The organism is Arthrobacter sp. PsM3, assembly GCF_030433895.1.
Classification (GTDB): domain Bacteria; phylum Actinomycetota; class Actinomycetes; order Actinomycetales; family Micrococcaceae; genus Arthrobacter.
Window position 1 is genome coordinate 100,446 of the sequence record NZ_JARUXE010000008.1, and the last position, 24,823, is coordinate 125,268.

Here is a 24,823-nt window from a genome sequence, read left to right on the forward strand (position 1 = left end):
CCGCCCGGCCCAGGGCGGCGAGCAACCCTGAATCTCGCTAGAAGGAGTGGCGGGGAACGGCACGTTCGTACTGCGGCGGCCAGGCCAGCTCATGGCCCAGCTCGAACGCGGCCCGCAGCCACCAGTGCGGATCGCGCAACGCGGCACGGGCGATGAAGACGCCGTCGGCCTGGCCGGTGGCCACGGCATGCTCGGCCTGGCCGGCGGACGTCAGCAGACCCACGGTACCGGTCCTGACGCCGGTTTCGCGCCGGATCCGCGCGGCAAACCCGGTCTGGTAGCCCGGACCGACCGGGATTTGCTGGTAGGCCACAGCTCCGCCGCTGGAGACGTCCACAAGGTCCACGCCGTGTTCCGACGCCGCCTTGGCCATCCGCACCGAAGCCTCCACATCGATGCCCCCTTCGGCCCAGTCAGAGGCAGAGATCCGCAGCAGCAGCGGCATGGAGTCGGGGATGACGTTCCGCACGGCGTCGACCACCGCGAGGGTCAGCCGGTTCCGGCCGGCCTCGTCGCCGCCCCAGCGGTCGGTGCGGTCGTTGACGAGCGGACTCTGGAACTGGTGCAGGAGGTAGCCGTGGGCGCCATGGATTTCGATCGTGTCGAACCCGGCGCCGACGGCCCGGGCGGCGGCGGCGGCGAAATCGGCGATCACACCCTCGATCCCCTCCTCCGTCATCGCCGAGGGCGCCTCGTACCCGTCAAAAGCTGAGGTGCCGGGACCCAGGGTGGGCCAGCCGCCGTCGGCGGCTGCCACTGTGCCCGTCTTGCCGGAGAACGGCCAGTAGGAGGACGCCTTCCGGCCGGCGTGCGCCAGCTGGGCGCCAATCTTGGTCTCTGCCGCGCCGTGCCGGTGCACGAAGGATGTGATCCGTTCCCACGCCGCCGCCTGCTCGTCGTTGTAGAGTCCGGCGTCCCGGGGGCTGATCCGTCCTGCGGCGTTCACGGCGGCCGCCTCGGTGAGGATCAGGGCTGCGCCGCCGGTGGCGAAGGAACCCAGATGCATCAGATGCCAGTCATTAGGAACCCCCTCTCCGGTCTCCGGCTCACAGCTGTACTGGCACATCGGGGAGACCCAGCCGCGGTGTTGCAGGTGCAGGGAGCGCAGTTCGAGCGGCGTGAAGAGCGCCGAACCCATCAGAAGAGCACCCGGGCCAGGTTCTGGCGCGCTTTCGCGACGCGGTCGTCGGCTGTGCCCACGACGTCGAACAGCTCCAGCAGCCTGACCCGGGCGGTTTCCCGCTCCGGCCCGAAGTTCCTGCCGATGAACGCGACGATCCGGCCGAGTCCGTCCTCGACGTGCCCGCCGGCGACATCGAGGTCGGCCACACCGAGCTGGGCTTCCAGGCTGTCCGGCTCAGTGGCGGCTTTTTGGCGCAGCGCTTCGCTGTCCGCGGCCGACAGCAGCTGGAGCCGGCCCATCAGCTCCACCTGGGCGAGTCCGGCCTTGGCGTCGGCATCTGCGGGCATCTCCAGGAGGGCCTGCCGGTAGGCGTCCGCGGCAGCGGCGTAGTCGCCGGCTTCGATCGCGTCGAACGCCTTCTGGTGCAGGGGCGGCAACGGCGGGGCCTCGGCCTCGGCGGCGCCTGGTCCGCCCGCGCCGATCCGTCCGCTCACGCCGTTGGCCGCGGCGACCTTGAGCAGTTCATCCAGCAGGCTGCGGACCTGCGGTTCCTCGGCGCCGCCCTGGAAGAGGGGCACCGGCTGGCCTTTCACGAGGGCCACTGCGGTGGGGACGGCCTGCACCTGGAACGCCTGGGCCAGCTGCGGGAACACCTCGACGTCGGCGGCACCGAGGACCAGCTGGCCCTCGTAGCTGTCCACGATGCGCTCGAGGACGTCAACCAGTTCGGCGGAGCCCGGCGAGTACGCCGCCCACAGGGCAACGACTACGGGCACCTGCGCCGACAGCTCAACGAGTTCCTGGAAATTGGCTTCGGTGATGTCCACCCGAAGCGGTCGGCCAGGGTGCTCCGCACCGCCGTTGCCCGCGCCGGGCCCACCGGGGATGCCGGGCGCGCCGCTCGGGCCGGTGCCGGCCGGTGGCGCCGCGGGACGCTGTTTGAGCGAGGACAGGTCGACGGCGCCCCGCAGGTTGAGCGGGTTGGCGGCAGCTGGCGGGACGGGGCGGGAAGCTGGCGAAGTCATGGTTCCACTCTAGCCACATCAGCCCGGGCAGGTGCCACGGGCGGGCCCCCGGCAACAGAAAAGACCCGGCCTTACGGCCGGGTCCCTCCTGTCCGTGCTGCTGCTGTCGGCGCTGCCTGTGCCAGCGGCGCCTGCGCGGGTGCCGCTTCTGGCCGGCCTACTTGAAGTTGGCCCCCACGAGGCCGCGGGTGGCGGCGACGAGTTTCATTGGATCCTGGGATCCGGCCGGCGGGATGTAGACGGCCACGGACTCGGCGAAGTTCAGCACCATGCCGGTGCTGGTCTCCTTGCCGCCGGCCAGGGCCGCCGCGTCGTCACCGATCGTCAGCTTGTCGCCGGCGGCCTTGGGGGTGCCGTCGAACGCGAAGTCCAGGCGGCCCAGGGCCAGTGCCCCGCCGTCGGCAGTCCGGAACACTGTGACGCTCTCCGGGACGATCTTGTGGGTAAAGGAGAAGGTGCCATTGACACCTGAGTTCACCACGTCGGTCTGGTAGGCCAGCGTGTCAGCGATGTACGGCGAGGACTCACCCTCGGCGACCTTGTTCTTGTAGGCGGAGTCAGCCGAGTTCAGCCGGTCGCCCAGCGCGCCCAGCGCTTCCTCGCCGCTGTTGAGGAGACCCGATTTATCCGAGCCTCCCAGGGTCTCGGTGCCGCCGCGTGCGATCCCCGGGAAGGTCGTTCCCGGCTGCAGCGGCGTGGTGAGGACCAGCTTGTAGTTCTCCCGCGGGGAGGCCTGGGTCAGGGTGAGCAGCTGCGGAACCACATTGCCTTCGCCCTGGGTGACCGCCATGACCGTGCGCGGCCAGCTGCGTTTGTCGGTCACCACGGTGGTAAGGAGCTTCGTGGCGCGGACCGGCATCCGGGCCTCATAGGAGCCGACCTGGGAGCGGATCTTGTAGTTCTGCGTGCGGACCTCAAGTTCGGGGCCGGCCACACGCGGTTCAAGCTTGCTGGCGTCCTTGGCGGCATCACCGGCGTCGACGGCACTGGCAACCTGCTCAAGGATGCGGCGGAACTGGGCATCGACCAGCACCGGTGAGTCCGGCGCCTGCCCCGCGGCGGCGGAGGAGGTGCCCGGCGACGGGGCGGGCGTCTGGCTGGCCTGGGCCGCCACACCGGTCCCGGCGACGGCCGTGGCTGTCAGCATGGCCACGACGAGGCCGGGGCGCCGCAGGCGCGGGGCGGCGGTTGCGGCTTTGGCCGGGAGCTTTCCGGAGTCCTTGGTCGGGACGCCCTTGGGGGTGCCGCCGGTCGCATCAGGGGCTTTGGGGCCACCGGCGGCCGGGTCCCCGGCGGGCACCGTTGGGGTCGCTCCGGCAGAGCTCCCGCTGCCGGTCCCGGCACGGGGGCCGGACTTGGGCTTGAGCACCAGCAGGGCGGCGCCGGCCAGCACCAGCAGGCCGCCGAGGACTATAAACGGAATGGCCCACGGGGTGGAGGTGTCATTCGGGAAGGTCATGGTGATGGAGCTGGGGGCCGGCTTGGTGCCGTCCGTGGCGAGCAGCAGGGCCCAGTCGCCGTCGGCCGGCGGGGTCCAGTTGTACTTCAGCTCGCCGCTGGCGTTCTCCGTGGTGACCCACAGGTCGGAGCCGGCCGGCGAGGGAGCGGTCGGTGCCCCGTCGGCATGCGTCACCTGCAGCGCCTTGCCGTCCTCGGAGACGCCGGAGACGGTGTTGTGGGCGGTCGTGCCGACCCAGGCGTCGACGTCGTCCGGGCGGCCGGCGGCCAGCAGGAAGCTGCCCTCGCCCTTGACATTGATCGTCACCGTGCCCTCGTGCAGGGTGCGCAGCTTCTCGTCGAAAACGGTCAGGGGCGCGGCGGTGGCGCCGGCTGGTACGGTGGCGGTCACGGACTCGGCCGGAGCCCAGAATGTCTTCTGGCCGATCCCTGCCAGCAGTGTCAGGAGGCCCAGCAGCACTAGTGCAACTGCAGTCTTGAAACGCAAAATATTACCTATCATCAGCGGACACGTAACTTCAATAGTAACCATTTTGTTACCACGGAGTCAGATCGGGCTGTTTGTCAATCCCTCCCTCGCCGCCCCCGGCCGCTGCTTCGCCGCGCCATAACAAGGCTGCTGATAGTGTTTGCGGTGATCATCACACCCGGGCCGCGACAGCGGCGTCGCAGGGAATATTCAGAGGACAAAGGGCTTTCAACGCAGTGACTGGACACACGGATTCGTCCCCCTCAGGACCGGAAGAAAGCCAGGAATCCGGCAGCACGGCGGGTGGTCCGCAGGAGCAGTTTCCCCCCCGCCGGACGGCCCTGGCCGGGATGCTGAACTCGATGGCCCACCGCTTGCGCCAGCCCCTTCCCGGGGCCCAGCCGCGGCTCCGCTTCGAGATGCCCCCGGAGCAGGAAGCCGACGAAACGACGCCGGAGAGCGAGACCAGCGCCCGCTTCGGCCACCCCGGCCCGCGCATGTCCTCACAGCACCCCCTCTACGTCGGGTTCATGGGGACAGTCGGCGTCGGCGTGGCCCTGCTCGTCTACTGGATCGGTTCCAACACCACGCAGCTGCTGCTCTGGATCGTGGCGGCACTCTTCATCGCCCTGGGCCTGGACCCTGTGGTGCGCTGGCTGGAGGGGAAAAAGTTCCCCCGCGCGGCGGGCATTGTGGCCGCTGTTGCCACCCTGGGACTGGCCATTGCCGCCTTCTTTGCCACACTGATCCCCACGATTGTCCAGCAGGTCACCCAGATCGTCGAGGAGGCGCCGCGCTGGGTCACGGACTTCATCAACTCCGACTTCTTCCGCAGCATCGACAACCAGTACGGGGTGCGTGAACGCATCACCCAGGAGCTGGAGAAGTTCGTCAACAACCCGGAGGCCATGGGTGGCATCTTCGGCGGCGTCGTCGGCTTCGGCTCCACCGTGGCGAACGGCCTGTTCGGCGCCCTGATCGTGCTGGTGCTGAGCCTCTACTTCCTCGCGGCCCTGCCTGCCATGAAGAAATGGGGCTACCGGCTTGCCCCGCGGTCCCGCCGGGCCCGGGTCGCGGCGCTGTCCGAGGAAATCACCGGATCGGTGGGAAACTACGTGATCGGCCAGGCCGTCGTCGCGCTCGTGAACGCAACCTTCGCGTTCATCGTGATGTCGATCGTCGGCGTTCCGTTCGCCGTGCTGCTGGCGTTTGTCGTGGCCCTGCTCGCCTTCATCCCCCTCGTCGGCGGGCTGATCGCCGGCGTGATTGTCACACTGATCGCCCTCACGGCAGGCTGGCAGACTGCTGTGGTCTACGCCATCTGCTACTTCGCGTACCTGCAGTTCGAGGCCTACTTCATCTCCCCGCGCATCATGCAGAAAGCCGTTGCGGTGCCGGGCGCCGTCGCCGTCATCTCGGTGATCGCCGGCGGCAGCCTGCTGGGCGTGCTGGGCGCACTGATCGCGATCCCCACCGCGGCCGCGATCATGCTCCTGATCAAGGAAATCTTCATCGTCCGCCAGGACAAGCACTAACCAGGACGAGCACTAAAAGTTTTCCGCGACGAAAAAGGGACAGCCGCTGCGTGGATCCACGCAGTGGCTGTCCCTTTCCCCAGCGGAAAGGCAGGCGGAGCTCAGGCCTGGGCCGTGGCCACCGGGCCGTTCCACTCCTGCGCCAGTTCGGTGCCGGCAGATCCGCCGGATCCGCCCGGCAGCACCTCGCCGACAATCTCGTTGAGCACCCGGCCGGCGTACTTCTCCCCCACCCACAGGTGCCTCGCACCGTCCACGCCCACGACGCGGGCCTGCGGCACCACCGCAAAGCGCTCCATGGCCTCGGCCGGCTGGAGGTAGTCGTCCAGCTCGGGGACCAGGACCTTGAGCGGTTTGCCGGAGGCGGCCCATTCCTTGAGGTGCACGTCCGTGGCGCGGTGCAGCGGGGGCGAGAGCAGGATGGCGCCCTCCACCTCGGAGGCCACCGGTTCCGACGCCCCGTACATCAGCGCGAGTTCGGTGCCGAAGGACCAGCCCACCAGCCAGCGGTTCGGCAGGCCGCGGTCGACGGCGAACTGCACGGCCGCTTCGACGTCGAGGCGTTCGCCGATCCCCTCTTCGAACGCCCCCTCGGAAGTTCCCCGCGGCGATCCCGTGCCGCGCGTGTTGAACCGGAGCACGGCGATGCCGGCCAGGGCGGGCAGCCGGTAGGAGGCTTTGCGGTAGACGTGCGAGTCCATGAAACCGCCGTGGGTCGGCAGCGGATGGAGGGTGATCAGGGTGGCCTTCACCTCGCCGGACTCCGGGAGTGCCAGCTCGCCTACAAGCCGGTGGCCGTCGCTCGTGCGGAGCACGACGTTCTCCCGGCGGGCCGGGAGAACGGTGGAGGCGCGGATCACGGTCGGTGCGGAAGGCTGGCTGAAGACGTACGACGCCGGGTCAAAACTCATGCGTCCAGCTTAGCGAAAGCCGCCGGCGGGTCAGTCAGCGGTACCGGTAGCTGCGAGAGCTCCAGCAGTTGGTATGCCAGTGCCGCCGCTCCGCCAGCCCGGCGGCCGCCCCGAAAAGGTGGTCCTCGGACCACACCACGAGGTGTGCCACACCGGGCTGCACCGCCGTCGAACAGCCCGGACAGATGTAGGTCTTTTCGGCCCGGCTCGCGGTGATCGGCCGGACCGACCATTCCCCGTCCGGTGCGCTCTCCCGGCGGGCAAAGCCGGAGCGCGCGCGCTCAAGGTCCAGTTCCGGCACCGGGCCGCCCTTGGCTCCGGGCTTCTGTACTTTGCCGGGCCCGGGCCGTCCGGGGACGGCGCGGCGGGGGCGGTTGGAACGGGGCATGGTTCCATTCTGCCCCAGTCCGGGTGCCTGTTCTCCCCGCAGACGGTAGTGTTGACCGGGTGCGTTTAGTCATAGCCCGTTGCTCCGTTGATTATGTCGGACGGCTCAAAGCCCATCTCCCGCTGGCCACCCGGCTCCTGCTGGTCAAGGCCGACGGTTCCGTTTTGGTCCATTCGGACGGCGGCTCCTACAAGCCGCTGAACTGGATGAGCCCCCCGGCGTCCCTGCGGGTCTCCACCCCGGACGAGGTCGATGTTGAAACGGGCGTGGTCGAGCAGTGGACCGTCCAGTCCGCCAAGACCGACGACCGGCTGATCATCAACATCCATGAGCAGATCCATGACACGTCCCATGAGCTCGGCCAGGACCCCGGGCTGATCAAGGACGGCGTCGAGGCGGACCTGCAGCGGCTGCTGGCTGACCAGATCGAGCTTCTCGGCACCGGGTTCTCCCTCATCCGCCGCGAGTACTTCACGGCCATTGGCCCGGTCGACATCCTGGCCAGGGACGCCAAGGGCGGCACCGTGGCCATCGAGCTTAAGCGGCGCGGGGACATCGACGGCGTGGAGCAGCTCACGCGCTACCTCGAACTGCTCAACCGCGACCCCCTGCTGGCCCCGGTCCGCGGGATTTTCGCCGCCCAGCAGATCAAGCCCCAGGCCAAGGTGCTGGCGAACGACCGCGGCATCGACTGCGTCACCCTCGACTATGACGCCATGCGCGGCGTCGACGACGTCGAATCGCGGCTCTTCTAAGAGTCACCACGATTCCACCGTGGCGGTCCCCCCGGGACCGGGGCCGGTTGCCACATGGTTTCCGGCATGGCGTTCCCGGAGCCGGGACGGCCATTTACCGGGATCAGTGATTTAGCCACGCTCCATTGTTCCGTCAGAGCACGAATTCCGGCAGGGAATGCCCTGCCGCACTTTTCGGTCCGGCCGGCGACGGGCGCGGAACTTTCGACAACACCATTACGAAACGTGGCGCCGGTAATCCGCTTTGAAATCGTTCATCGATTCTTTGTACAAAATTTATGGAATTCTGCCCCGCGGCCGTTGACCTGAGGCAACTGGCATGAAATTCTTAGACCAGTCTTTGTGTAGGTGTTTTTTCATGCTCGCAAGACATGTTGCGAGCGTGAAGCTCCTGCCGCCGAAGCCCGGTAATTCCGGACCCACAGCCAAGGTTCTTCTCGCGGAGTGACCAAGTCCGGTACGAAGTGTGCCGGACTTAACCCAGATCCATAATGAGGAGAAATACATGGCACAGGGAACTGTCAAGTGGTTCAACGCTGAAAAGGGCTTCGGCTTCATCACCCCGGATGACTCCGACGGCGATGTCTTCGTTCACTACTCGGAGATCCAGACCGGTGGCTTCAAGACCCTCGACGAGAACGCCCGCGTTCAGTTCGAAATCGGCCAGGGCGCCAAGGGCCCCCAGGCTACCGGCGTGACGCTGGTCTAGCACCCCGCAGCGGATCTGCCTGCGGCAGTCCCCGCGCAAAGATGGTCCCCGGCATCCGTGCCGGGGACCATCTTTTTGCCCTCGTACGCCCGTGGTACCGGATCAGCGCACCAGTGTCCGGAGCAGCCGCGCACTTTGCCGCACCGACAGGCCCGGGAGATAGGCCTGGCTGAGCGCCCTGCCCATGGCGGGCAGCTGCAGCGGGTCCTGGTAATAGAGATACAGGGTCCGGTACTCGGGCTTGAAGCGGGACTTGAAGGTGGCGAGTGAGCGGAAACCGTAGACAGGCTCCAGCGCCTTGCCGACGACGTCCAGGATCCCTGCCAGAGCCTCGGATCCGGCCTCATCCCCGGCGCCTGCGGCCTGCGCGGTGTCTTTCGCCAGCGGCGATCCGGACAGGGAGATGACCTCCACGGAGGTCCGCAGCTCCTTCACGGCAGAGGCGATCAGGAATTCCATCACCCCCGGGAAGGAATCACCGCGCCTGCGCATAACATCCAGCGTCCAGCTCACGAGGCGCCCGTCCGCATACACCGGCAGCCAGCTGGTGACGCCCTGCACCTGCCCCTCGGCGTCCACCGCAAGGCAGCAGAGCACCTCCTCGTCCTGCAGTTCGTCGATGCCGCCGAGGGTGAAGCCCATTTCCGGAACGGATTTCTGGGCGGCCCATTCCTCCGAGACCTCGATCAGCTGGGCGCGCAGCGCGGGCGCGAAGTCGGCGTAGCGTCCCCACACCGCGTGCACCCCGGTCTTCTCGGCCCGGTTCAGGGCGGTGCGGACGTTCTGCCAGTCCTTGCCCTTGAACTCCAGTGAGCGCACAGCCAGCCGGGTTTCCTGGGCTACGGCGACCCGCCGGAAGCCGCGGCGCTCCAGCATTGGCCACAGCTCGTCGGTGCAGGAGTAGAAGCTCGGAATGAGGGCATGTTCGGCGCAGTACTGGATGAAGCCGGCTGCGGTCTCCTCGCGGAACGCCGCCGGGCCGAAGGGTCCGGCCAGCGTCAGCGCGACATTGCCGTGCTGCTGGTAGGCCACCCCGCCGTGGCCATCGGGGGCGAACCAGTACTTGTTGGGCTCCCACAGCGCCATCCAGGACAGGGAGTCGCCGCCCTGGCGGATCAGGCCGCGGGCCACCTCGCGGTCCTCGGCTCCGGCGTCGGTGCGGTGCAGCCGGCGTTGCAGGACCAGCCAGACGGCGGCCAGGGCAACCGACCAGAAGATAATCCCGGAGGTGGCGAAAAGGAAGGCCTCGACCGCGTTGCGGCCCTGGAAGATGCGGCTGTAGATACCTGGGATGGGGAGCGGCAGGTACTGGCGGGAGAGTTCGGCAGCCAGGCCCAGCAGCCCGCCGTCGCGGTCCATGCCGCCGGCGGCGAACCAGACTCCGGTGTAGCACGAGGCCAGCACGAGCCAGGTGCCGCCGACGGCGGCGGCGAGGGCCCGGCGGGCCCGGGGACTCGTTTCGACCCGGAACTGCCGGTGGTTGGCCGCGAGCAGCACCACCAGCACGAGCGGAACCACCACGAGGGGCAGCACGTGGACGAAACCTGATCCCATCACCCCGGTACGGGGCCGGTTGGGGTACTGCGGAATCCTGGCGATCAGGGACAGGTAGACGGCGGCCATGGCCGTCACGGCGAGCTGGAGCGTGATCGCGATCCGGAGGGCGAGGCGTCGGCCGTGCCGCATGCCGTCCGCGCAGATCAGCAGCAGCACCACCGGGACGACCGCCAGCGCGAGACCCAGAGGACCCGCAAAACCGGCGCGGCCGGCCTCGAGGCAGGTGACGTCGATGCTGCCGCCGCAGATCTGTTCCAGCTGGTTCAGCGTGGGCAGCGGGTTCAGGACGACATCCCGCAGCAGGGCCAGCGGCCCGGTGGGGGTCCGGACCGTGGCCGTCAGAATGGGGCCGACGGCGAAGATCGCCACGGTGAGCGCGAGCAGGTTGCGGGTCTCGCGCCCGGTGGAGCGGTGGCGGTGCAGGGTGCCCTTGTCGCCCTGGATCCACCACCCGGCCGACAGCCCGGCCAGTGCCCCCGCGAACCCGACGACGGTCTCCGGGTGCCCCACGTACAGCACGAGCATCAGCGAAATGGAGACCACGGCGGTCCGCAGCCGCCGCTGCCACAGCGTGGGGAGCAGCCCGCTGGACGCCAGCGAGACGGCGAGGACCGCGGCGTAAGGGCCCATCAGCCGCGCGTCCACCATCCGGCTCAGCCAGCCGTCGTCGACGTAGCGGGCAAGCTGCGTCAGCAGCAGGAACAGCGTGACCGCGGCGAACTGGGCGACGAAGTAGAACACGGCCGTGCGCCGCGTGCCCAGCTTCCGTTCGGCGAAGCCCAGCAGGACCAGGATCATCAGCGCGGCCGCGGCGTAAGCCAGCAGGTTCGTGGCAAAGAACATCGAGGTGAACAGCGACCACCACCGCCCGGACTTCAGGTCCGGGGCGCCGACGGACGCCACGTCCAGCAGGGATTCCGGTGGCCCGGCAAGGAAACTTCCGGTGGCCGCACCGGTGATCAGGAAGGCCGCGAGGACCGCCAGGGTGAAGGGGATGGCGCGCAGATGGCCCAGTGACTGCCGCAGGCCTTCACGGCCCAGGCCCCGGAGGGAGGCAAGTCCCGTCCCCGGCTGCCGTGCCGTTGCTGCCGGGCTCACTGGGTAATCCCCCAGCGGGATGCCAGGAAGTCGAGCCCGGCGGGCAGCCCCTTGGACCCGGTCTCCCAGGAGTGCCCGGCATCGGGGATCCGGCGGGCCTCCACGGAGAATCCGGCAGCGCGGGCAGCCTCCGACAAGAGATTCATATAACCAATGAACTCAGGGTCCCGCTCGCCGGCACCAAAATAGATGCCATGCCCTTCATAGCGGCGCTCCTGCATGAGCCGCAGCGGTGTCTGGCGGTCGAAGGCTTCGGTGTCGCCGGCGAAGGCGGCAGCGATGGTCTTCTCCCGCTCCTTGGCGAGGGCCGGTTCCTTCTCGCTAGAGAAGGCCAGCGCGGAGCTGTAGATGTCGGGATGCCGGGTCACCATCTGCATCGCGCAGGTCGCGCCGAAGGAGAAACCCCCGGCCGCCCACTTCGAGGGGTCCGGATCCACGTCCAGCGTCCGGTTGATCCAGGCCGGCACGTCCACAGCGAGGAAGGTGTCCGCCCGCGCGATCCTGCTGTCCATGCAGAGGGTGTTGCCCGAGGCGGAGCCGTTCGGGTCAACAACCACCACCACCGGGGCCACGCCGTGGTGCGCTGCCGCAAACTGGTCCATCCGGGCCCGCAGCGCCCCGCCGGTGAGCCAGTCCGCCGGACCGCCCGGCTGGCCCGAGAAGAGGACCAATACAGGCAAGGCAGGCCGGGGCGTGGCCCGGTAGGCCGGCGGAAGATAGATGTAGGCCTCCCGGCTTTGGAACCCCGAGCTGGTACCGGGGATTACGGCGCGCCGCAGCACACCGCTGGCGGGCAGATCGGCCGGCGGCTTCCAGCCCGCCAGGCCGGGGCCGGCGGGGGCTCCGGGAGTACTTTTCAGCGCATCTTCCAGCGGCTGGATCCGCGCCACGGCGGTGCCCATCAGGTCGCTCACCGTGTGGTTGAGGCCAAAGTAGCCGTTGATCTGGACGGCGGAGAACAGCAGGACGCCAAGCAGTGCACCCGTCGCCGCTGCAATCCTCCGGGCGGGCCGCCGGCTGCCCTCGGGTGCGGGGGTCCGGGCGCCCGTGCGGCGCCAGCTGACCCACAGGACCGTGATCCAGAGCAGCAGAGCCGTGACCGCGGGAAGGGACCAGGCAAGAACCTCACGCGGCAGCTCCCCCGGGAAGACGGAAAGGGCATACACCAGCAGCCAGTGGGCGGCGGCCAACAGTGCGGCGGCGCAGAAGATGGCGGCGGCGGGGGCAAGCAGGGACTGGAGCCAGCGGGGACCCGGCGGCTGGCTGGTGCGGCGTTGTCCGCCCCGCCAGAGAAGGTAGCCCATTCCCGCCGCTCCGGCGGCCCAGGCAATCCACAGGACCGGGCCGTCGACGAGCCGCAGGTCTTCGATGAAGTCCACCGGGGCTAGCGCCAGGTGCCGACGCCAATGACCGGCCCGGCCTCAAGCCAGGACGACAGCCCCGTGTAGGCGTCAAACCGCATGGCGAGCAGGACGCCCTGCCCTTCGTACCGGAGTTCGACAATCACGGCGTCGGGCTGGATCTTGACGAGCTCGGATTCAGTGGGCTTGCGCCGGCCGACAAGCTCGAGCGAGCTCCGGCGAAAGGTGTGCTTCGGCCTCATGCTCAGGGAGGCGAGCCGGAACCACTCGAGGTCGTTGTCCTGATAACGACAAACCCCCATCTGCCAGCTGTTTCCAGCCGTGCAAATGGAGGCGTCCACCGTGCCCAGGGCGCGCCGCAGATTGAAGCGGCGCACCCCGGAAATGCACAGTGCCAATACCAGCAACGCAAAGATCGTTGCCAGGACGATGAACGGAAAAACTGTATCGTTCATCAAGGTCGTGCTAGCGGATCCCCGCAGTAGCTGCGTCGCCCATTTGGGCGTTGTCAGCGACAATGACGACCCGGTTGTTGTCGACGGAGAAGAAGCCGCCGTCGACAACTACGGCAATGCGGTCACCGGAGACCGGCTGGATTGCCAGCTCGCCTTCGGCCAGAATCGCCAGCAGGGGCGAGTGGCCGGGCAGGATTCCGATTTCACCATCGCTGGTGCGGGCCTTGACCATTGTGGCCGCTCCGGACCACACGAAGTGGTCCGCTGCGACAATCTCAACCTCAAGCTCAGCCATATTACTTGGTCTGTTCCTGGATCTTGGCCCACTGGCGCTCAACGTCATCCAGGCCGCCGACGTTGAAGAACGCCTGCTCTGCGATGTGGTCGAGGTCGCCGTCGCAGATCGCCGTGAAGCCTTCAACGGTGTCCTTGATGGTCACCGTGGAGCCTTCGACGCCGGTGAACTGCTTGGCGGTGTAGGTGTTCTGCGAGAGGAACTGCTGGATGCGGCGTGCACGCGACACGACGATCTTGTCCTCTTCAGAGAGCTCGTCAACGCCGAGGATGGCGATGATGTCCTGGAGTTCCTTGTTCTTCTGCAGGATCTGCTTGACGCGGACGGCCGTGTTGTAGTGGTCGTTGCCGATGTACTGCGGATCCAGGATGCGTGAGGTCGACGTCAGCGGGTCAACGGCCGGGTACAGACCACGGGAAGCGATTTCACGGGAAAGTTCCGTGGTCGCGTCGAGGTGTGCGAAGGTCGTGGCCGGGGCCGGGTCGGTGTAGTCATCCGCGGGGACGTAGATGGCCTGCATCGAGGTGATCGAGTGGCCCTTGGTGGACGTGATGCGCTCCTGGAGGAGACCCATCTCGTCAGCCAGGTTGGGCTGGTAGCCCACGGCCGACGGCATGCGGCCGAGGAGGGTGGAAACCTCGGAGCCTGCCTGGGTGAAGCGGAAGATGTTATCGATGAAGAGCAGCACGTCCTGGTTCTGCACATCGCGGAAGTACTCCGCCATGGTCAGGGCGGACAGTGCCACGCGCAGGCGCGTTCCCGGCGGCTCATCCATCTGGCCGAATACAAGGGCGGTGTCCTTGAGGACGCCCGCCTCTTCCATTTCAACCCAGAGGTCGTTGCCTTCACGGGTACGCTCACCGACACCGGCGAACACCGAGGTGCCACCGAAGTTGCGGGCAACACGGGTGATCATTTCCTGGATCAGCACGGTCTTGCCGACGCCGGCACCGCCGAACAGGCCGATCTTGCCGCCCTTGATGTAGGGGGTGAGAAGGTCGATGACCTTAATGCCGGTTTCCATCATCTCGGTGGAACCCTCAAGCGTCGCGAAGGCCGGGGCCTTGCGGTGGATGGGCCAGCGCTCAGTGATGTCGAGTTCGGCCTCGGTCACATCAAGCGGCTGTCCGAGGACGTTGAAGATGTGTCCCTTGACGACGTCGCCGACGGGCACGGAGATGGGGGCTCCCGTGTCCACCACAGCGGTGCCGCGGACGAGTCCGTCGGTTGCCTGCAGGGAGATGGCGCGAATGACGTTGTCGCCGAGGTGCAGGGCAACCTCGAACGTGATGGTCTTGGTCTCACCGTTGAGAGTAATCTCGGTGGTGAGTGCGTGGTAAATCGAGGGGATTGCGTCAGCCGGGAATTCGACGTCGACAACCGGGCCAATAACACGTGCAATACGGCCGGTAGCACCGGTCGTCGCGGCTACGTGTTCGGTAGCAGTGGCAGTCATCTCTCTCACTTCACTCAGTAGATGGCGTTGGGGTTAAGTTTACTTTGGTGCAGGTACCGCAGGATCCAAGCTCGGGGAGGCTAGGACGCGTTCAACGCGTCGGCACCGGCCACGATTTCGGAAAGCTCCTGCGTAATTTCAGCCTGGCGGGCAGTGTTGCGCAGACGCGTGAACTTCTTGATGAGGTCCGTGGCATTGTCACCGGCGGACTTCATTGCCCGCTGGCGGGCAGCAAGCTCCGAAGCCGCTGCCTGCAGCATTGCGGCGAAGATACGTGATTCGATGTAGCGCGGCAGCAGAGCATCAAGAACCTGCTCCGTTTCCGGCTCGAATTCGTAGAGCGGGAGGAGGTCCGTTTCGGACGCCGCCTGCTCTTCGACAACCTCCAGCGGGAGAAGACGGACAACCGTCGGCTCCTGCGTGACCATGGACTTGAAGCGTGTGTAGACGACATGGATCTCGTCAACGCCGCCCTCTGCGTAGTCCGTCGCAAAGTCAGCCAGCAATGCCTCGCCGATTTCCTGTGCGGTGGCAAACTCCGGCGCATCCGTGCCGCCGGTCCAGACCCGCCCGTAGGGACGGTTCCGGAAGTCGAAGTATGCCTGCGCCTTGCGGCCGACCAGGTAAAACTTGACTTCCTTGCCCTCCTCGACGAGCAGCTCGTTGAGGCCTTCCGCCTGCTTGAGCACGCTCGCGGAGTACGAACCTGCGAGGCCACGGTCCGAGGTGATTACCAGGACGGCGGCCCGGCGGATCTGCTCCGGCTCGGTGGTCAGCGGGTGGTCGATTTCGCTCTGGCTTGCGACAGCAGAAACGGCACGCGTGATGGCGTTTGCGTAAGGCAGTGAAGCTGCTACGCGTGCTCGGGCCTTGCCGATGCGCGAGGTAGCGATCAGTTCCATCGCCTTGAAGATCTTGCGCATCGACGTCGTCGAGCTGATCTTCTGGCGGTAGACCCGGATCTGGGCTCCCATACTTATCCTTTCCTAAGATCCCGGTGGCCGGGACTGCCGGAACCTTGTGGGTCCCGGCTGTCCCTGCCAGCGAAACTAGCGCTTCTGCTTGACGATTTTTTCCTGGTCGACCTGTGCCTCGTCGATGGGGGCGTACTCTTCATGCCCCGCACCCACCAGGAGGTTGTCTCCCTCGCCGAAGAAGCCCTTCTTGAAGTCCACGATCGCGGTCTTCAGTGCTTCTGCAGTGTCATCGCTCATGACGTTGGTCTGGGCCAGCGTCGTCAGGATGGAGGACTTGTGCTTGAGGTGCTCCAGGAACTCGGTCTCGAAGCGGTTGATGTCCTCAACCGGAACGTCGTCGAGGTGCCCGTTGGTGCCGGCCCAGATGGAAACGACCTGGTCCTCAACCGGGAACGGCGAGTACTGGCCCTGCTTGAGCAGTTCCATCAGTCGTGCGCCGCGGGTCAGCTGCTGGCGCGATGCGGCGTCGAGGTCCGACGCGAACATTGCGAATGCCTGCATGTCGCGGTACTGAGCCAGTTCCAGCTTCAAGGTACCGGAGACCTTCTTCATGGACTTGACCTGGGCAGCGCCACCCACGCGGGAGACGGACACACCCACGTCGACGGCCGGACGCTGGTTGGCGTTGAAGAGGTCCGACTGCAGGAAGATCTGGCCATCGGTGATGGAGATCACGTTGGTCGGGATGTAGGCGGAAACGTCGTTTGCCTTGGTCTCGATGAGCGGCAGGCCGGTCATCGACCCTGCACCGAGCTCGTCAGAGAGCTTGGCACAACGCTCCAGCAGACGGGAGTGCAGGTAAAAGACGTCGCCCGGGTAGGCTTCGCGTCCCGGCGGGCGGCGGAGCAGCAGCGATACTGCACGGTAGGCCTCGGCCTGCTTGGAGAGGTCATCGAACACGATGAGGACGTGCTTGCCGCCGTACATCCAGTGCTGGCCGATCGCCGAGCCGGCGTACGGTGCCAGGTACTTGAAGCCTGCGGGGTCGGACGCGGGGGAAGCCACGATGGTCGTGTACTCCAGTGCGCCGTTGTCCTCAAGCGTCTGACGCACGGCCGCGATCGTGGATGCCTTCTGGCCGATGGCTACATAGATGCAGCGCACCTGCTTGTTGACATCGCCGGAAGCCCAGTTGGCCTTCTGGTTGATGATCGTGTCGATGGCGATGGCCGACTTGCCGGTCTGGCGGTCACCGATGATCAGCTGGCGCTGGCCGCGGCCGATCGGGATCATGGCGTCGATAGCCTTGAGGCCGGTCTGCATCGGTTCATGGACCGACTTGCGCTGGGTCACGCCGGGCGCCTGGAGTTCCAGTGCACGGGTGGTCTCGGCCTTGATCTCGCCGAGGTCATCGATGGGCTCGCCCAGCGGGTCAACGACGCGGCCAAGGAAGGCATCGCCCACCGGAACGGACAGAACCTGTCCGGTGCGGTGTACTTCCTGGCCCTCTTCGATTCCGGTGAAGTCACCGAGGATGATGACGCCGATTTCCCGGACGTCGAGGTTCTGGGCCAGGCCCAGCGTGCCGTCTTCGAAGCGAAGCAGCTCGTTCGCCATGACCGAGGGAAGGCCCTCAACACGGGCGATGCCGTCACCTGCGGTTGTTACACGGCCGACCTCTACGCGCTCTGCGTTTCCGGGTTCGTAGGACGCCGCGAACTCGTTCAACGCAATACGGACGTCGTCGGCGTTGATGGTCAATTCGGCCATCTGCAGTCCCTGCTCTCCTGTTTTCGTGATCATCGTTGCTCACGATGACCGGGGTTTCGTTTCGTTAAGTTGTGCTTGTCCGGCTAGCTAAGCAAGCTGACGGTGAAGCTGGCCCAGGCGGGCGAGGACCGAAGCGTCTACCACTTCGTCACCGACCTGGATCCGGATGCCACCAATCAGCGCCGGGTCAACGTTCATGTTGATCTTGAGCTCGCGCCCGTAGAGGGCATTGAGCCCCGCCTGCAGACGGCTGGTCTGGGTCTCCGTCAATGCACGGGTGACGCTGACCGTTGCAATCCAGCGCTGCTGGCGCTTGGCCGCAAGCTCGGCGAAACGACGGACGAGTTTGGTCACCTTGAGGCCACGTGGCTGCGATACCGCCTGTCCGATGAGGACCTTCGCCTCCTCGCTTGCACTGGGTACAAGCCGTTCAGCGAGGACAACCTTGGCAGCCGGGCTCGCCTGCGGTTCAGACACGGCACGCTGTACCTCGTGGTTGGATTCGACGACCTGGTTGAAGGAGAACAGGTCGTTCTCCAGCGCTTCCAGACCGCTGATCCCTGAGGCAGAGACGGCAGACTTGTTTTCAGCAACGGCGATTACCACCGAAGCGGCAAGAGTCTCGAGGGCATCGCCGATATCCCGAGCCGATGCCCAGCGTGAGCCGGCCAGTCCGCTCGTGATTTCCACAGCATCAGCGGAGACTTTACCGCCGAAGAGCTGCTTGATAAGCGCCGACTTTTCGTCACCGCTGCGGGACGGATCGGTCAGGGCGCGGCGCAAGCCGGCCGAACTGTCCACTGTTCCCAGGATTCCGAAGAGTTCCTTGGCCAACTGCAGCGAGGCAAAAGGAAGCTTGGCTTCCAGCGCCACCAGGGCCGCGGTCAGCGATTCGCTCGATACACCTGCCATTACTTAGCTGCACCTGCGTTCTGGTTCTCCAGATCTGCCAGGAAGCGGTCAACCACACGCGCCGAACGCGCATCGTCGTCAAGCGACTCGCCTACGATCCGCCCTGCCAGCGTCGTGGCCAGTGTGCCAACCTCCGCGCGGAGCGACACTACGGCCGCCTGGCGCTCGGACTGGATGGCAGCGTGAGCCTGTGCCGTGATGCGGGCAGACTCTGCAGCTGCCTTCTCCTTCAGATCCGCAAGGATCTGGGCGCCTTCGGCACGTGCTTCCTCGCGGATGCGGTTGGCCTCGGCACGGGCATCAGTGAGCTGCTGCTTGTACTCTTCGAGAGCGGCGGAAGCCTCTGCCTGGGCCTTTTCGGCCTTGGCAATGCCACCCTCAATGGCCTCGGCACGCTCTGCGAAGGTCTTCTCGAACATCGGGACAACATACTTGACCACGATGTACATGAGGACTGCAAAGCCTACGAGGACGACAAACATTTCCCAGATGTTGGGAACCAGAGGGTTAGTGCCCTCTGTGGCGGCTGAGATGATCAGCTGCTTCATATTTCACCCGTCCTTATCTACTTGGTTCTGGATGTTCGCTGGGTTCTGAAGGTTTACTTGAGAACGAACGCGAAGACCAGGCCGAGGATGGCGAGGGCTTCAGTCAGTGCAAGGCCGAGGAATGCGATCGGCTGCAGAACGCGCTGGGCTTCCGGCTGGCGTGCGACGCCGTTGATGTAAGCAGCGAACACGAGACCCACACCGATACCACCGCCGATGGCCGAGAGGCCATATCCGATGAGGTTGAGGGAGCCGTTGATGGAGCCTTCCATTTTTCTTCCTTTCAAGATGCCACCCGTGTGGCAGGTTGTTTGGGTTGCTTCATCCCCCGGAGGGGAAGTTTGTGGGTGCCTTAGTGGCTGTCGGCGTGCAGTGCGCCTTCGATGTAGATCGCGGTCAGCAGCGTGAACACGTACGCCTGCAGGACCATGATCAATGCCTCAAGCATGTACATGGCGACCGCGCCGCCGAGGACGAGGACCGAGGCGCCCTTCAGCAGGACGTTCTCCTGCATGACGAGGAACTCGATTCCGGAACCGGCAATCATCACGATGAGGTGGCCGGCCAGCATGGTCGCGAACAAACGCAGACTGTGCGTGACCGGGCGGACCAGGAAGTTGGAGATGATCTCGATCGGAATCACGATCGGAAGAATGTAGCCCGGGACTCCGGACGGCACGGTGGCCAGCTTGAAGTAGCGCAGGCCGTTCTTCTTGACGCCGATGGCGATCCACGTGAAATACACGATCGCGGCCATCACGTAGGCGCCGCCGACATGCGAGAAGGTGGGGAGCTGGATCACCGGAATGGCGCCGTAGATGTTGTTCACCAGGATGAAGAAAAACAGGCTGAACAGCAGCGGGACGTACTTCATAAAGTCTTTGCCGCCGATGATGTCCTTGCCGATGCCGTTGCGGACGAAGCCGTAGGCGGCTTCACCTGCAAACTGGAGCCTGCCGGGGACGAGCTGACCCTTGCGGGCAGCCATCAGAAAGAATGCGGCGATAATAACGACCGAAAGGATCACAAGCAGCATCTGCTTGGAGAATCCGTCGGCCGCCCCCCACGGCAGGATTGCCGGCAGGTGGATTTCTTCAATTCCAGGAGGCGTAAAAGTTCCTGAATCTTGGGCCGGGAGCGCAAGCGCGATCAACGCGTTTCCTCTCTGCAGTGTCCATCATTGGGCGTTGGGCGGGGAGCGGCGACATTGCTGTCAGCCATTCCCCCTGTGAAATTTTTTGGCATTACTGTTTCGCGTCCTGGGACGGGCCACCTGCAGCGCCGTCTTCACCAGTCGAATTTCGGAGGCTGGTGAGGCCGTGCACATGAGAAAGATAGAACCCTCCCGCGGCTCCAAGCAGAGCGCCTGCGAGCACAATCCAGCGGGTTCCCCACAGATTATCCAGACCCCACCCTATCAAACTCCAGACCATGATTCCGCCAACAATGTAGCTGAAGACGGCGATTCCGGCGTTGTATCCGCCGTCGCGTCCGTTGTCCGAAACACCGGGGGCGCCGGCGGTGGTTTTGGGCGTGCCGGGCTTCTTCTGGTGTCGTTCTTTGCGGCTAAACATCGGTGCCGCCTTCCGGGGTCTCGGGGTCGTTGTAGAGCTGGAGCCGCGCCTTGCTGAAACCGTAAATCTCGGCGGCCTGCCACAACACCACAGTCACGACGGCGCCGGCCAGGAACCAGCTCCCGTTCAGCCAGTCGGGACTGCCGATGGCGAACAGCACCACGGCAAAGCCGACGACCTTGATGAAATATGTCGCCGCAAACAGGCCGATGGCCCCGGAAGAGTGGTTGCGTCCGCCGAAGTGGCCGACCAGCAGGCTGATCGCGAAAAAGGCGATGACCAGCGCCCCGCCGAAGAGGGACGAGAGCGCGGCCGCCACGCCGTCGAGCAGGAGCGCGGCCAGGCTGGTGACCAGCAGGGCGCCGCCGCCAACAGCCGAGCTGATGGCCAGCAGGCGCAGCCACAACGATTTTGTGGGACCCGAGACACCAATTTCTCCGGCGCCGGACGTTCGTCCGGGTTCGGCGTTGGAGGTCATCAGATCCCAATCGTCGAGGGTTTGCTGGTCAGAGTGGCCCAGGCGAAGGACCGCACCTGAATTCTACAATAGATAGAAATTATTCGGAAAAGCCCGCGTCATCCCTCTTCGGCCGACGAACGGGGACCCCGCCCCGGGGCCTTGTGGCGCAGGTACGGCCAGGCCGTGACTCCGGCCATGAGGATCATCGCCGCCAGTCCGCCGACCAGGACGAACTGCCAAGGGTAGATGGCAAACGCCAGGCCGCTGAAGGCCAGTACACAGGTCCAGAGGTACATCAGGACAACCGCACCCCGGTGCGAGTAGCCGATGTCAAGGAGTTTGTGGTGCAGGTGGCCGCGGTCCGCCGACCACGGCGAACGCCCGAGCGCGGTGCGCCGCACGACGGCCAGGCCGAGATCCAGCAGCGGCAGGAACAGCACGGCGAAGGGCAGCAGGATCGGGATGATGGTGGGGATACCGTTCGCCCGGTCGTACAGCCCGGAGCTGATCTGCCCGGTGGACACAATGCCGGCCGACGCCATGATCAGGCCGATCAGCATGGCGCCCGAGTCACCCATGAAGATCTTCGCGGGGAACCAGTTATGCGGCAGGAAGCCGATGCAGGCGCCGACGAGGACGGCGGTCAGCAGGGTTGCCAGGTCCGAGCGGTCCAGCAGCACGGCTGTCCGGTGTACCCAGTAGGCCGTCAGGAAGAAGGCCGTCCCGCCGATGATGGCGACGCCCGCGGCGAGCCCGTCGAGCCCGTCGATGAAGTTAAATGCGTTCATGGTGGTCACGATCAGGCCGGCCGTCAGCACGATGCTCATGGCGTCGGTCTCGATGACAATGGGCTCGGGGATGAACGGAATGATGGTCATCCGGACCCCCCAGACCGCCACCACCAGGGCCGCGGCGCTTTGTCCGATCAGTTTGACCCACCAGCGCAGGTCCAGCAGGTCATCCGCCACGCCCACGAGGACGATCACGGCCGAACCTGCCAGGATCCCCCAGGGTGCGTCGTTGTTACGGAAGATGTCCTTGACGAAGAACGACTGGCTCGCAATGAGCAGGGCGACGAGGAATCCGGCGAAGATCCCCAGGCCGCCCAGCCTCGACAGGGGGGTCGAGTGCATGTCACGGCTGCGGATCGGCGAGAACAGTTCCATCCGGTTTCCGACAAGGCGGGCACCCCAGGTCGCCGTATAGCTCACGACTGCCGCTGAGAGCATCATGAGCAGGTACATAATCACGGCGAAGACACCCGCTTGAAGCCGTCGGCACAAGGGTCACCCGGTTGCGGAGCCCGGAACCACGGTGATGCCTTGTGACTCCGGGATTGGGGTGAACTCAGTTGCTGTGGGTCTGTCTTGCAATAAATGAAACTTCTCCGTCGCCGTGCGCAGGGCAGGCAGTGCGTAGTGCCTGACAGGGCTGTATTACAGTGGACTCTAGTCAAGATACTAATGCCATCGGCCACCTGTCTTCGCGTCACACGGCCCGTTGCCGGCGGGAAAACCACCGGCGGCCGTGCTGAAAGGAACACTCGATGACCCTGTCGGTTGCAGTTGCTGCCGTGACGTTTGACCGTCCCCGGGAGCTGGCAGTTCTGCTGAACGCCATCAACAACCAGACAGCAGCGGTCCGCTCCATCTGCCTTGTGGATTCCGGCACGGTACCCGCCAGGGACGTCGCGGAAGCGCACCGGAATGTGGACTATGTCCGGTCCGAAGCCAACCTTGGAGGTGCCGGCGGCTTCTCCCTGGCGATCCTCAAGGCAGTCGCCACCGGCGCCGACTGGATCTGGATGATGGACGACGACGCCGAACCCGCCGACCCGGAGTGCCTGGCCACCCTCGTCCGCGAGGCGGAGGCCCGCGGGCTTGAGGCGGTCGTCCCCCTCGTCGTCGCCCCGGGCCACCCCGACCGGTTGTCCTTCTTCTTCCGTCTGGACGGCAAGGTCACCCACGACCGGGCCGAGGTGGAGAAGATCGGTTTCCTGCCGAACGACGGCCATTTCTTCAACGGCGCGCTGATCCGTTCGGATGTCTTCTTCAAGGTCGGGTTGCCGGACATGCGCCTGTTCATCCGCGGTGACGAGGTGGACTTCACCATCAGGCTCCGCAAGGCCGGGATCAGGTTCGGCACCGTCACGACGACGGCAATCACGCACCCGCACGCCTTCGCCGAGACCAAGCATGTCTACGGCGCCCGCTGGCATGTGATCGTGCCGGAATCGGCGTTCAAACGCTACTTCTACTACCGGAACCGCGGCTACCTGATCCGCCGCCACTTCCGGATCAAGTCGCTCGTCGCCGATGTTGGCGGCTACCTCGGCTACTTCCTGCGCCGGGGGGACCTCCGTGGACTCGCGGACTGGTTCGGGGCCTTTTCCGCCGGGCTGCGCGGCAAGGGTTTCGGTCCCCTGAAAGACCAGAAGTTCTAGCGCCGGGGCTGTAGCCGGCGCCGGATCAGCAGCCCGGTGAGCAGCCAGGGCTCACCGAAGACCCGGTAGGCGACGCGCCGCGGGTGGAGGACCAGCCGCCAGGCCCATTCCAGGCCAAGGCGCCCGAGCCAGCGCGGTGCCAGTTTCTGGATCCCCGCGATCTGCTCGATCGCCCCGCCAACGGCACAGTAGACCGCCGGAGGCAGCGTCGCCAGCCGGCGCGTGAGCACTTGTTCCTGCAGCGGCATGCCGAGCCCGAGCAGAACCAGCTGCGGACGGAACTCTGCCAGCCACTGCACGGCGGACTCTTCGAGTTCCTCGTTCCAGCCCTCCCCCGGCATTCCGGCGACCCGGGCGTGCGGGAGCTGGGCAGCCAGCCTGTCCACGGCCTGCGCGTTGGCCACGGGGCCGGCTCCGATCACGGCGATCCGCTTGAGCCCGTCGACATCGGCCAGCGCGGGGATCCAGTCCGTGGACCCCAGCCGGTAGTCCATCACCGGGACCTCGCCCTGCTGGGCCTCGCCGCCGCGGGCCCAGAGGATCAGCACCGGGGCGCCGTCAATCAGCACGACGTCACTGTGCTGGTAGAACTCCCGGAAGCCCGGATCGGAGTGGCACAGCGTGACGCTGTGGAGGTTGTGGCCCACCACGGTGCGGGTCCCGCCCTCCGCGACGAAGCGGCTGAGCACCGCTGTCAGTTCGGGAACAGTCAGGGGTGTGGCGTCCACGTCGAGGACGGGGACGCGCTGTCGCGGGAGGCTCATGCGGTTCCGGCCCCCGGGTTACGCTCCGCGGCGGCAGCGGACGCTTCGGCTCGCGCCGCAGCAGGCTCTTCGGCCACCGGCAACTCCGCCGCGGGTTCCTCCGCAGCGGGCGCTTCGGCCACCGGCGCATCCTCCGCAGCGTCCGGCTCCTCGCCGACGCCCAGCACTTCCGGGACAACCGTGCGGAGCCGCTCCAGGCTGATGGCACCCTGGCGGACTACCCGAAGCGGCAGGGCAGTGGCATCAACGATGGTGGACGGCAACGCCTCGGCACCTTCGGCCGGACGCGGGCCGCCCTCGAGGTAGACCTCCACGGACTCTGCAAGCTGGGCTTCGGCGTCGGCGGCGGTCTGCGCCGCGGCCTGGCCCGTGCGGTTCGCCGAGGAGACGGCAAGCGGCCCGGTCAGCGTCAGCAGGTCCTGGGCGACGTCGTCGGCCGGGATCCGCAGGGCGACGGTGCCCCTGGTCTCGCCGAGGTCCCAGTCGAGGGAGGGCTGTGCGTGCAGGATGAGCGTGAGCCCGCCCGGCCAGAACGCCTCGGCAAGGCGCCGGGCCTCGGCCGGAACGTCCGTGGCCAGGCCGTCGAGGGCGTTGAGCCGCGGGATGAGGACGGGCGGCGGCATCTTGCGGCTGCGGCCCTTCGAGGCCAGCAGCAGGGTCACTGCGAGGGGGGAGAACGCGTCAGCGGCGATCCCGTACACGGTGTCCGTGGGGAAGACCACGCACTTGTGTTCCCGGATGGCCCGCTGGGCATGTTCAAGTCCTGCAGCGCGTTCCTCAGCTGCCGTGCAATCGTAGCTAGTCGTCACTGGCCTATTCTTTCATCACTGATGCGTTGCC

25 protein-coding genes are annotated in these 24,823 nt (G+C 66.2%); 4 read left to right on the forward strand and 21 right to left on the reverse strand.

Annotated elements, in window-relative coordinates; all coding sequences use genetic code 11:
- Positions 1-37: 37 nt before the first annotated feature.
- From QCD75_RS05955 to QCD75_RS05965, 3 genes are all read right to left on the reverse strand, one after another.
- A complete protein-coding gene (locus QCD75_RS05955; protein ID WP_301226655.1) occupies positions 38-1,138 on the reverse strand; it encodes an NADH:flavin oxidoreductase/NADH oxidase in 1,101 nt (366 codons plus the stop codon).
- The gene (locus QCD75_RS05960; RefSeq protein ID WP_301226657.1) at positions 1,138-2,148 is read right to left on the reverse strand and encodes a tetratricopeptide repeat protein; all 1,011 of its coding nucleotides are present in this window, start codon (positions 2,146-2,148) and stop codon (positions 1,138-1,140) included. Before QCD75_RS05960 ends, QCD75_RS05955 begins: the two co-directional genes overlap by 1 nt.
- A gap of 157 nt (positions 2,149-2,305) precedes the next feature.
- A complete protein-coding gene (locus QCD75_RS05965; protein WP_301226659.1) occupies positions 2,306-4,108 on the reverse strand; it encodes a hypothetical protein in 1,803 nt (600 codons plus the stop codon).
- A 317-nt stretch (positions 4,109-4,425) separates the two neighbouring features.
- On the opposite strand from QCD75_RS05965, the gene QCD75_RS05970 reads away from it, so the two are divergent.
- The gene (locus tag QCD75_RS05970; RefSeq protein WP_301226737.1) at positions 4,426-5,610 is read left to right on the forward strand and encodes an AI-2E family transporter; all 1,185 of its coding nucleotides are present in this window, start codon (positions 4,426-4,428) and stop codon (positions 5,608-5,610) included.
- A 101-nt stretch (positions 5,611-5,711) separates the two neighbouring features.
- Here the strand turns inward: QCD75_RS05970 and QCD75_RS05975 are convergent, their stop codons facing one another.
- Together QCD75_RS05975 and QCD75_RS05980 are read right to left on the reverse strand one after the other, a co-directional pair.
- Complete coding sequence (locus QCD75_RS05975) at positions 5,712-6,521, reverse strand: alpha/beta hydrolase (protein ID WP_301226661.1); 810 nt, start codon at positions 6,519-6,521, stop codon at positions 5,712-5,714.
- Between the two features lie 34 nt (positions 6,522-6,555).
- Positions 6,556-6,909 carry an ATP/GTP-binding protein gene (locus tag QCD75_RS05980; RefSeq protein ID WP_301226663.1) on the reverse strand — a complete coding sequence of 118 codons (354 nt, stop codon included), beginning with the start codon at positions 6,907-6,909 and terminating at the stop codon, positions 6,556-6,558.
- Between the two features lie 59 nt (positions 6,910-6,968).
- Between QCD75_RS05980 and nucS the strand changes: the two genes are divergently transcribed.
- Together nucS and QCD75_RS05990 are read left to right on the forward strand one after the other, a co-directional pair.
- Entirely contained in the window at positions 6,969-7,664 is a 696-nt protein-coding gene (gene nucS / locus QCD75_RS05985; protein ID WP_301226665.1) for an endonuclease NucS, read from the forward strand.
- A gap of 505 nt (positions 7,665-8,169) precedes the next feature.
- A complete protein-coding gene (locus QCD75_RS05990) occupies positions 8,170-8,373 on the forward strand; it encodes a cold-shock protein (RefSeq protein ID WP_024365900.1) in 204 nt (67 codons plus the stop codon).
- Positions 8,374-8,475: 102 nt separating this feature from the next.
- Here the strand turns inward: QCD75_RS05990 and QCD75_RS05995 are convergent, their stop codons facing one another.
- The 14 genes from QCD75_RS05995 to QCD75_RS06060 all read right to left on the reverse strand — a co-directional run bounded on the left by QCD75_RS05995 (position 8,476) and on the right by QCD75_RS06060 (position 22,026).
- A complete protein-coding gene (locus QCD75_RS05995) occupies positions 8,476-11,028 on the reverse strand; it encodes a rhomboid family intramembrane serine protease (RefSeq protein WP_301226669.1) in 2,553 nt (850 codons plus the stop codon).
- The gene (locus QCD75_RS06000; protein ID WP_301226671.1) at positions 11,025-12,407 is read right to left on the reverse strand and encodes an alpha/beta hydrolase; all 1,383 of its coding nucleotides are present in this window, start codon (positions 12,405-12,407) and stop codon (positions 11,025-11,027) included. Before QCD75_RS06000 ends, QCD75_RS05995 begins: the two co-directional genes overlap by 4 nt.
- A 5-nt stretch (positions 12,408-12,412) precedes the next feature.
- Positions 12,413-12,844: a DUF2550 domain-containing protein gene (locus tag QCD75_RS06005; protein WP_301226673.1), complete on the reverse strand. Its 432-nt coding sequence runs from the start codon at positions 12,842-12,844 to the stop codon at positions 12,413-12,415.
- A 10-nt stretch (positions 12,845-12,854) separates the two neighbouring features.
- A complete protein-coding gene (locus QCD75_RS06010) occupies positions 12,855-13,139 on the reverse strand; it encodes a F0F1 ATP synthase subunit epsilon (protein WP_024366377.1) in 285 nt (94 codons plus the stop codon).
- A gap of 1 nt (position 13,140) precedes the next feature.
- Positions 13,141-14,595: a F0F1 ATP synthase subunit beta gene (gene atpD, locus QCD75_RS06015; RefSeq protein WP_226761535.1), complete on the reverse strand. Its 1,455-nt coding sequence runs from the start codon at positions 14,593-14,595 to the stop codon at positions 13,141-13,143.
- Between the two features lie 80 nt (positions 14,596-14,675).
- The gene (locus tag QCD75_RS06020; RefSeq protein ID WP_226761536.1) at positions 14,676-15,569 is read right to left on the reverse strand and encodes a F0F1 ATP synthase subunit gamma; all 894 of its coding nucleotides are present in this window, start codon (positions 15,567-15,569) and stop codon (positions 14,676-14,678) included.
- A 75-nt stretch (positions 15,570-15,644) separates the two neighbouring features.
- Entirely contained in the window at positions 15,645-17,282 is a 1,638-nt protein-coding gene (gene atpA / locus QCD75_RS06025) for a F0F1 ATP synthase subunit alpha (protein ID WP_301226677.1), read from the reverse strand.
- A gap of 87 nt (positions 17,283-17,369) precedes the next feature.
- Positions 17,370-18,194, reverse strand: coding sequence for a F0F1 ATP synthase subunit delta (locus tag QCD75_RS06030; protein WP_301226679.1), 825 nt, complete (start codon positions 18,192-18,194; stop codon positions 17,370-17,372).
- The gene (locus QCD75_RS06035) at positions 18,194-18,742 is read right to left on the reverse strand and encodes a F0F1 ATP synthase subunit B (protein ID WP_301226681.1); all 549 of its coding nucleotides are present in this window, start codon (positions 18,740-18,742) and stop codon (positions 18,194-18,196) included. Before QCD75_RS06035 ends, QCD75_RS06030 begins: the two co-directional genes overlap by 1 nt.
- 53 nt (positions 18,743-18,795) lie before the next feature.
- Positions 18,796-19,014, reverse strand: a complete 219-nt coding sequence (atpE, locus tag QCD75_RS06040; protein WP_003804776.1) for an ATP synthase F0 subunit C — start codon at positions 19,012-19,014, stop codon at positions 18,796-18,798.
- An 80-nt stretch (positions 19,015-19,094) separates the two neighbouring features.
- Positions 19,095-19,895, reverse strand: a complete 801-nt coding sequence (gene atpB / locus QCD75_RS06045) for a F0F1 ATP synthase subunit A (RefSeq protein WP_301226688.1) — start codon at positions 19,893-19,895, stop codon at positions 19,095-19,097.
- 91 nt (positions 19,896-19,986) lie between these two features.
- Positions 19,987-20,316: a hypothetical protein gene (locus QCD75_RS06050; RefSeq protein ID WP_301226690.1), complete on the reverse strand. Its 330-nt coding sequence runs from the start codon at positions 20,314-20,316 to the stop codon at positions 19,987-19,989.
- The gene (locus tag QCD75_RS06055; protein ID WP_301226692.1) at positions 20,309-20,794 is read right to left on the reverse strand and encodes a hypothetical protein; all 486 of its coding nucleotides are present in this window, start codon (positions 20,792-20,794) and stop codon (positions 20,309-20,311) included. Before QCD75_RS06055 ends, QCD75_RS06050 begins: the two co-directional genes overlap by 8 nt.
- Before the next feature lie 98 nt (positions 20,795-20,892).
- Positions 20,893-22,026 carry an MraY family glycosyltransferase gene (locus tag QCD75_RS06060; protein WP_301226694.1) on the reverse strand — a complete coding sequence of 378 codons (1,134 nt, stop codon included), beginning with the start codon at positions 22,024-22,026 and terminating at the stop codon, positions 20,893-20,895.
- 296 nt (positions 22,027-22,322) lie between these two features.
- Here QCD75_RS06060 and QCD75_RS06065 point away from each other — a divergent pair, with 296 nt between their 5' ends.
- Positions 22,323-23,219, forward strand: coding sequence for a glycosyltransferase (locus QCD75_RS06065; protein ID WP_301226696.1), 897 nt, complete (start codon positions 22,323-22,325; stop codon positions 23,217-23,219).
- On the opposite strand, the gene QCD75_RS06070 is transcribed toward QCD75_RS06065, so the two are convergent.
- Entirely contained in the window at positions 23,216-23,983 is a 768-nt protein-coding gene (locus QCD75_RS06070) for a WecB/TagA/CpsF family glycosyltransferase (RefSeq protein ID WP_301226698.1), read from the reverse strand. The genes QCD75_RS06065 and QCD75_RS06070 overlap by 4 nt on opposite strands.
- Positions 23,980-24,792, reverse strand: coding sequence for an L-threonylcarbamoyladenylate synthase (locus QCD75_RS06075; protein WP_301226700.1), 813 nt, complete (start codon positions 24,790-24,792; stop codon positions 23,980-23,982). Before QCD75_RS06075 ends, QCD75_RS06070 begins: the two co-directional genes overlap by 4 nt.
- Between the last annotated feature and the right edge of the window lie 31 nt (positions 24,793-24,823).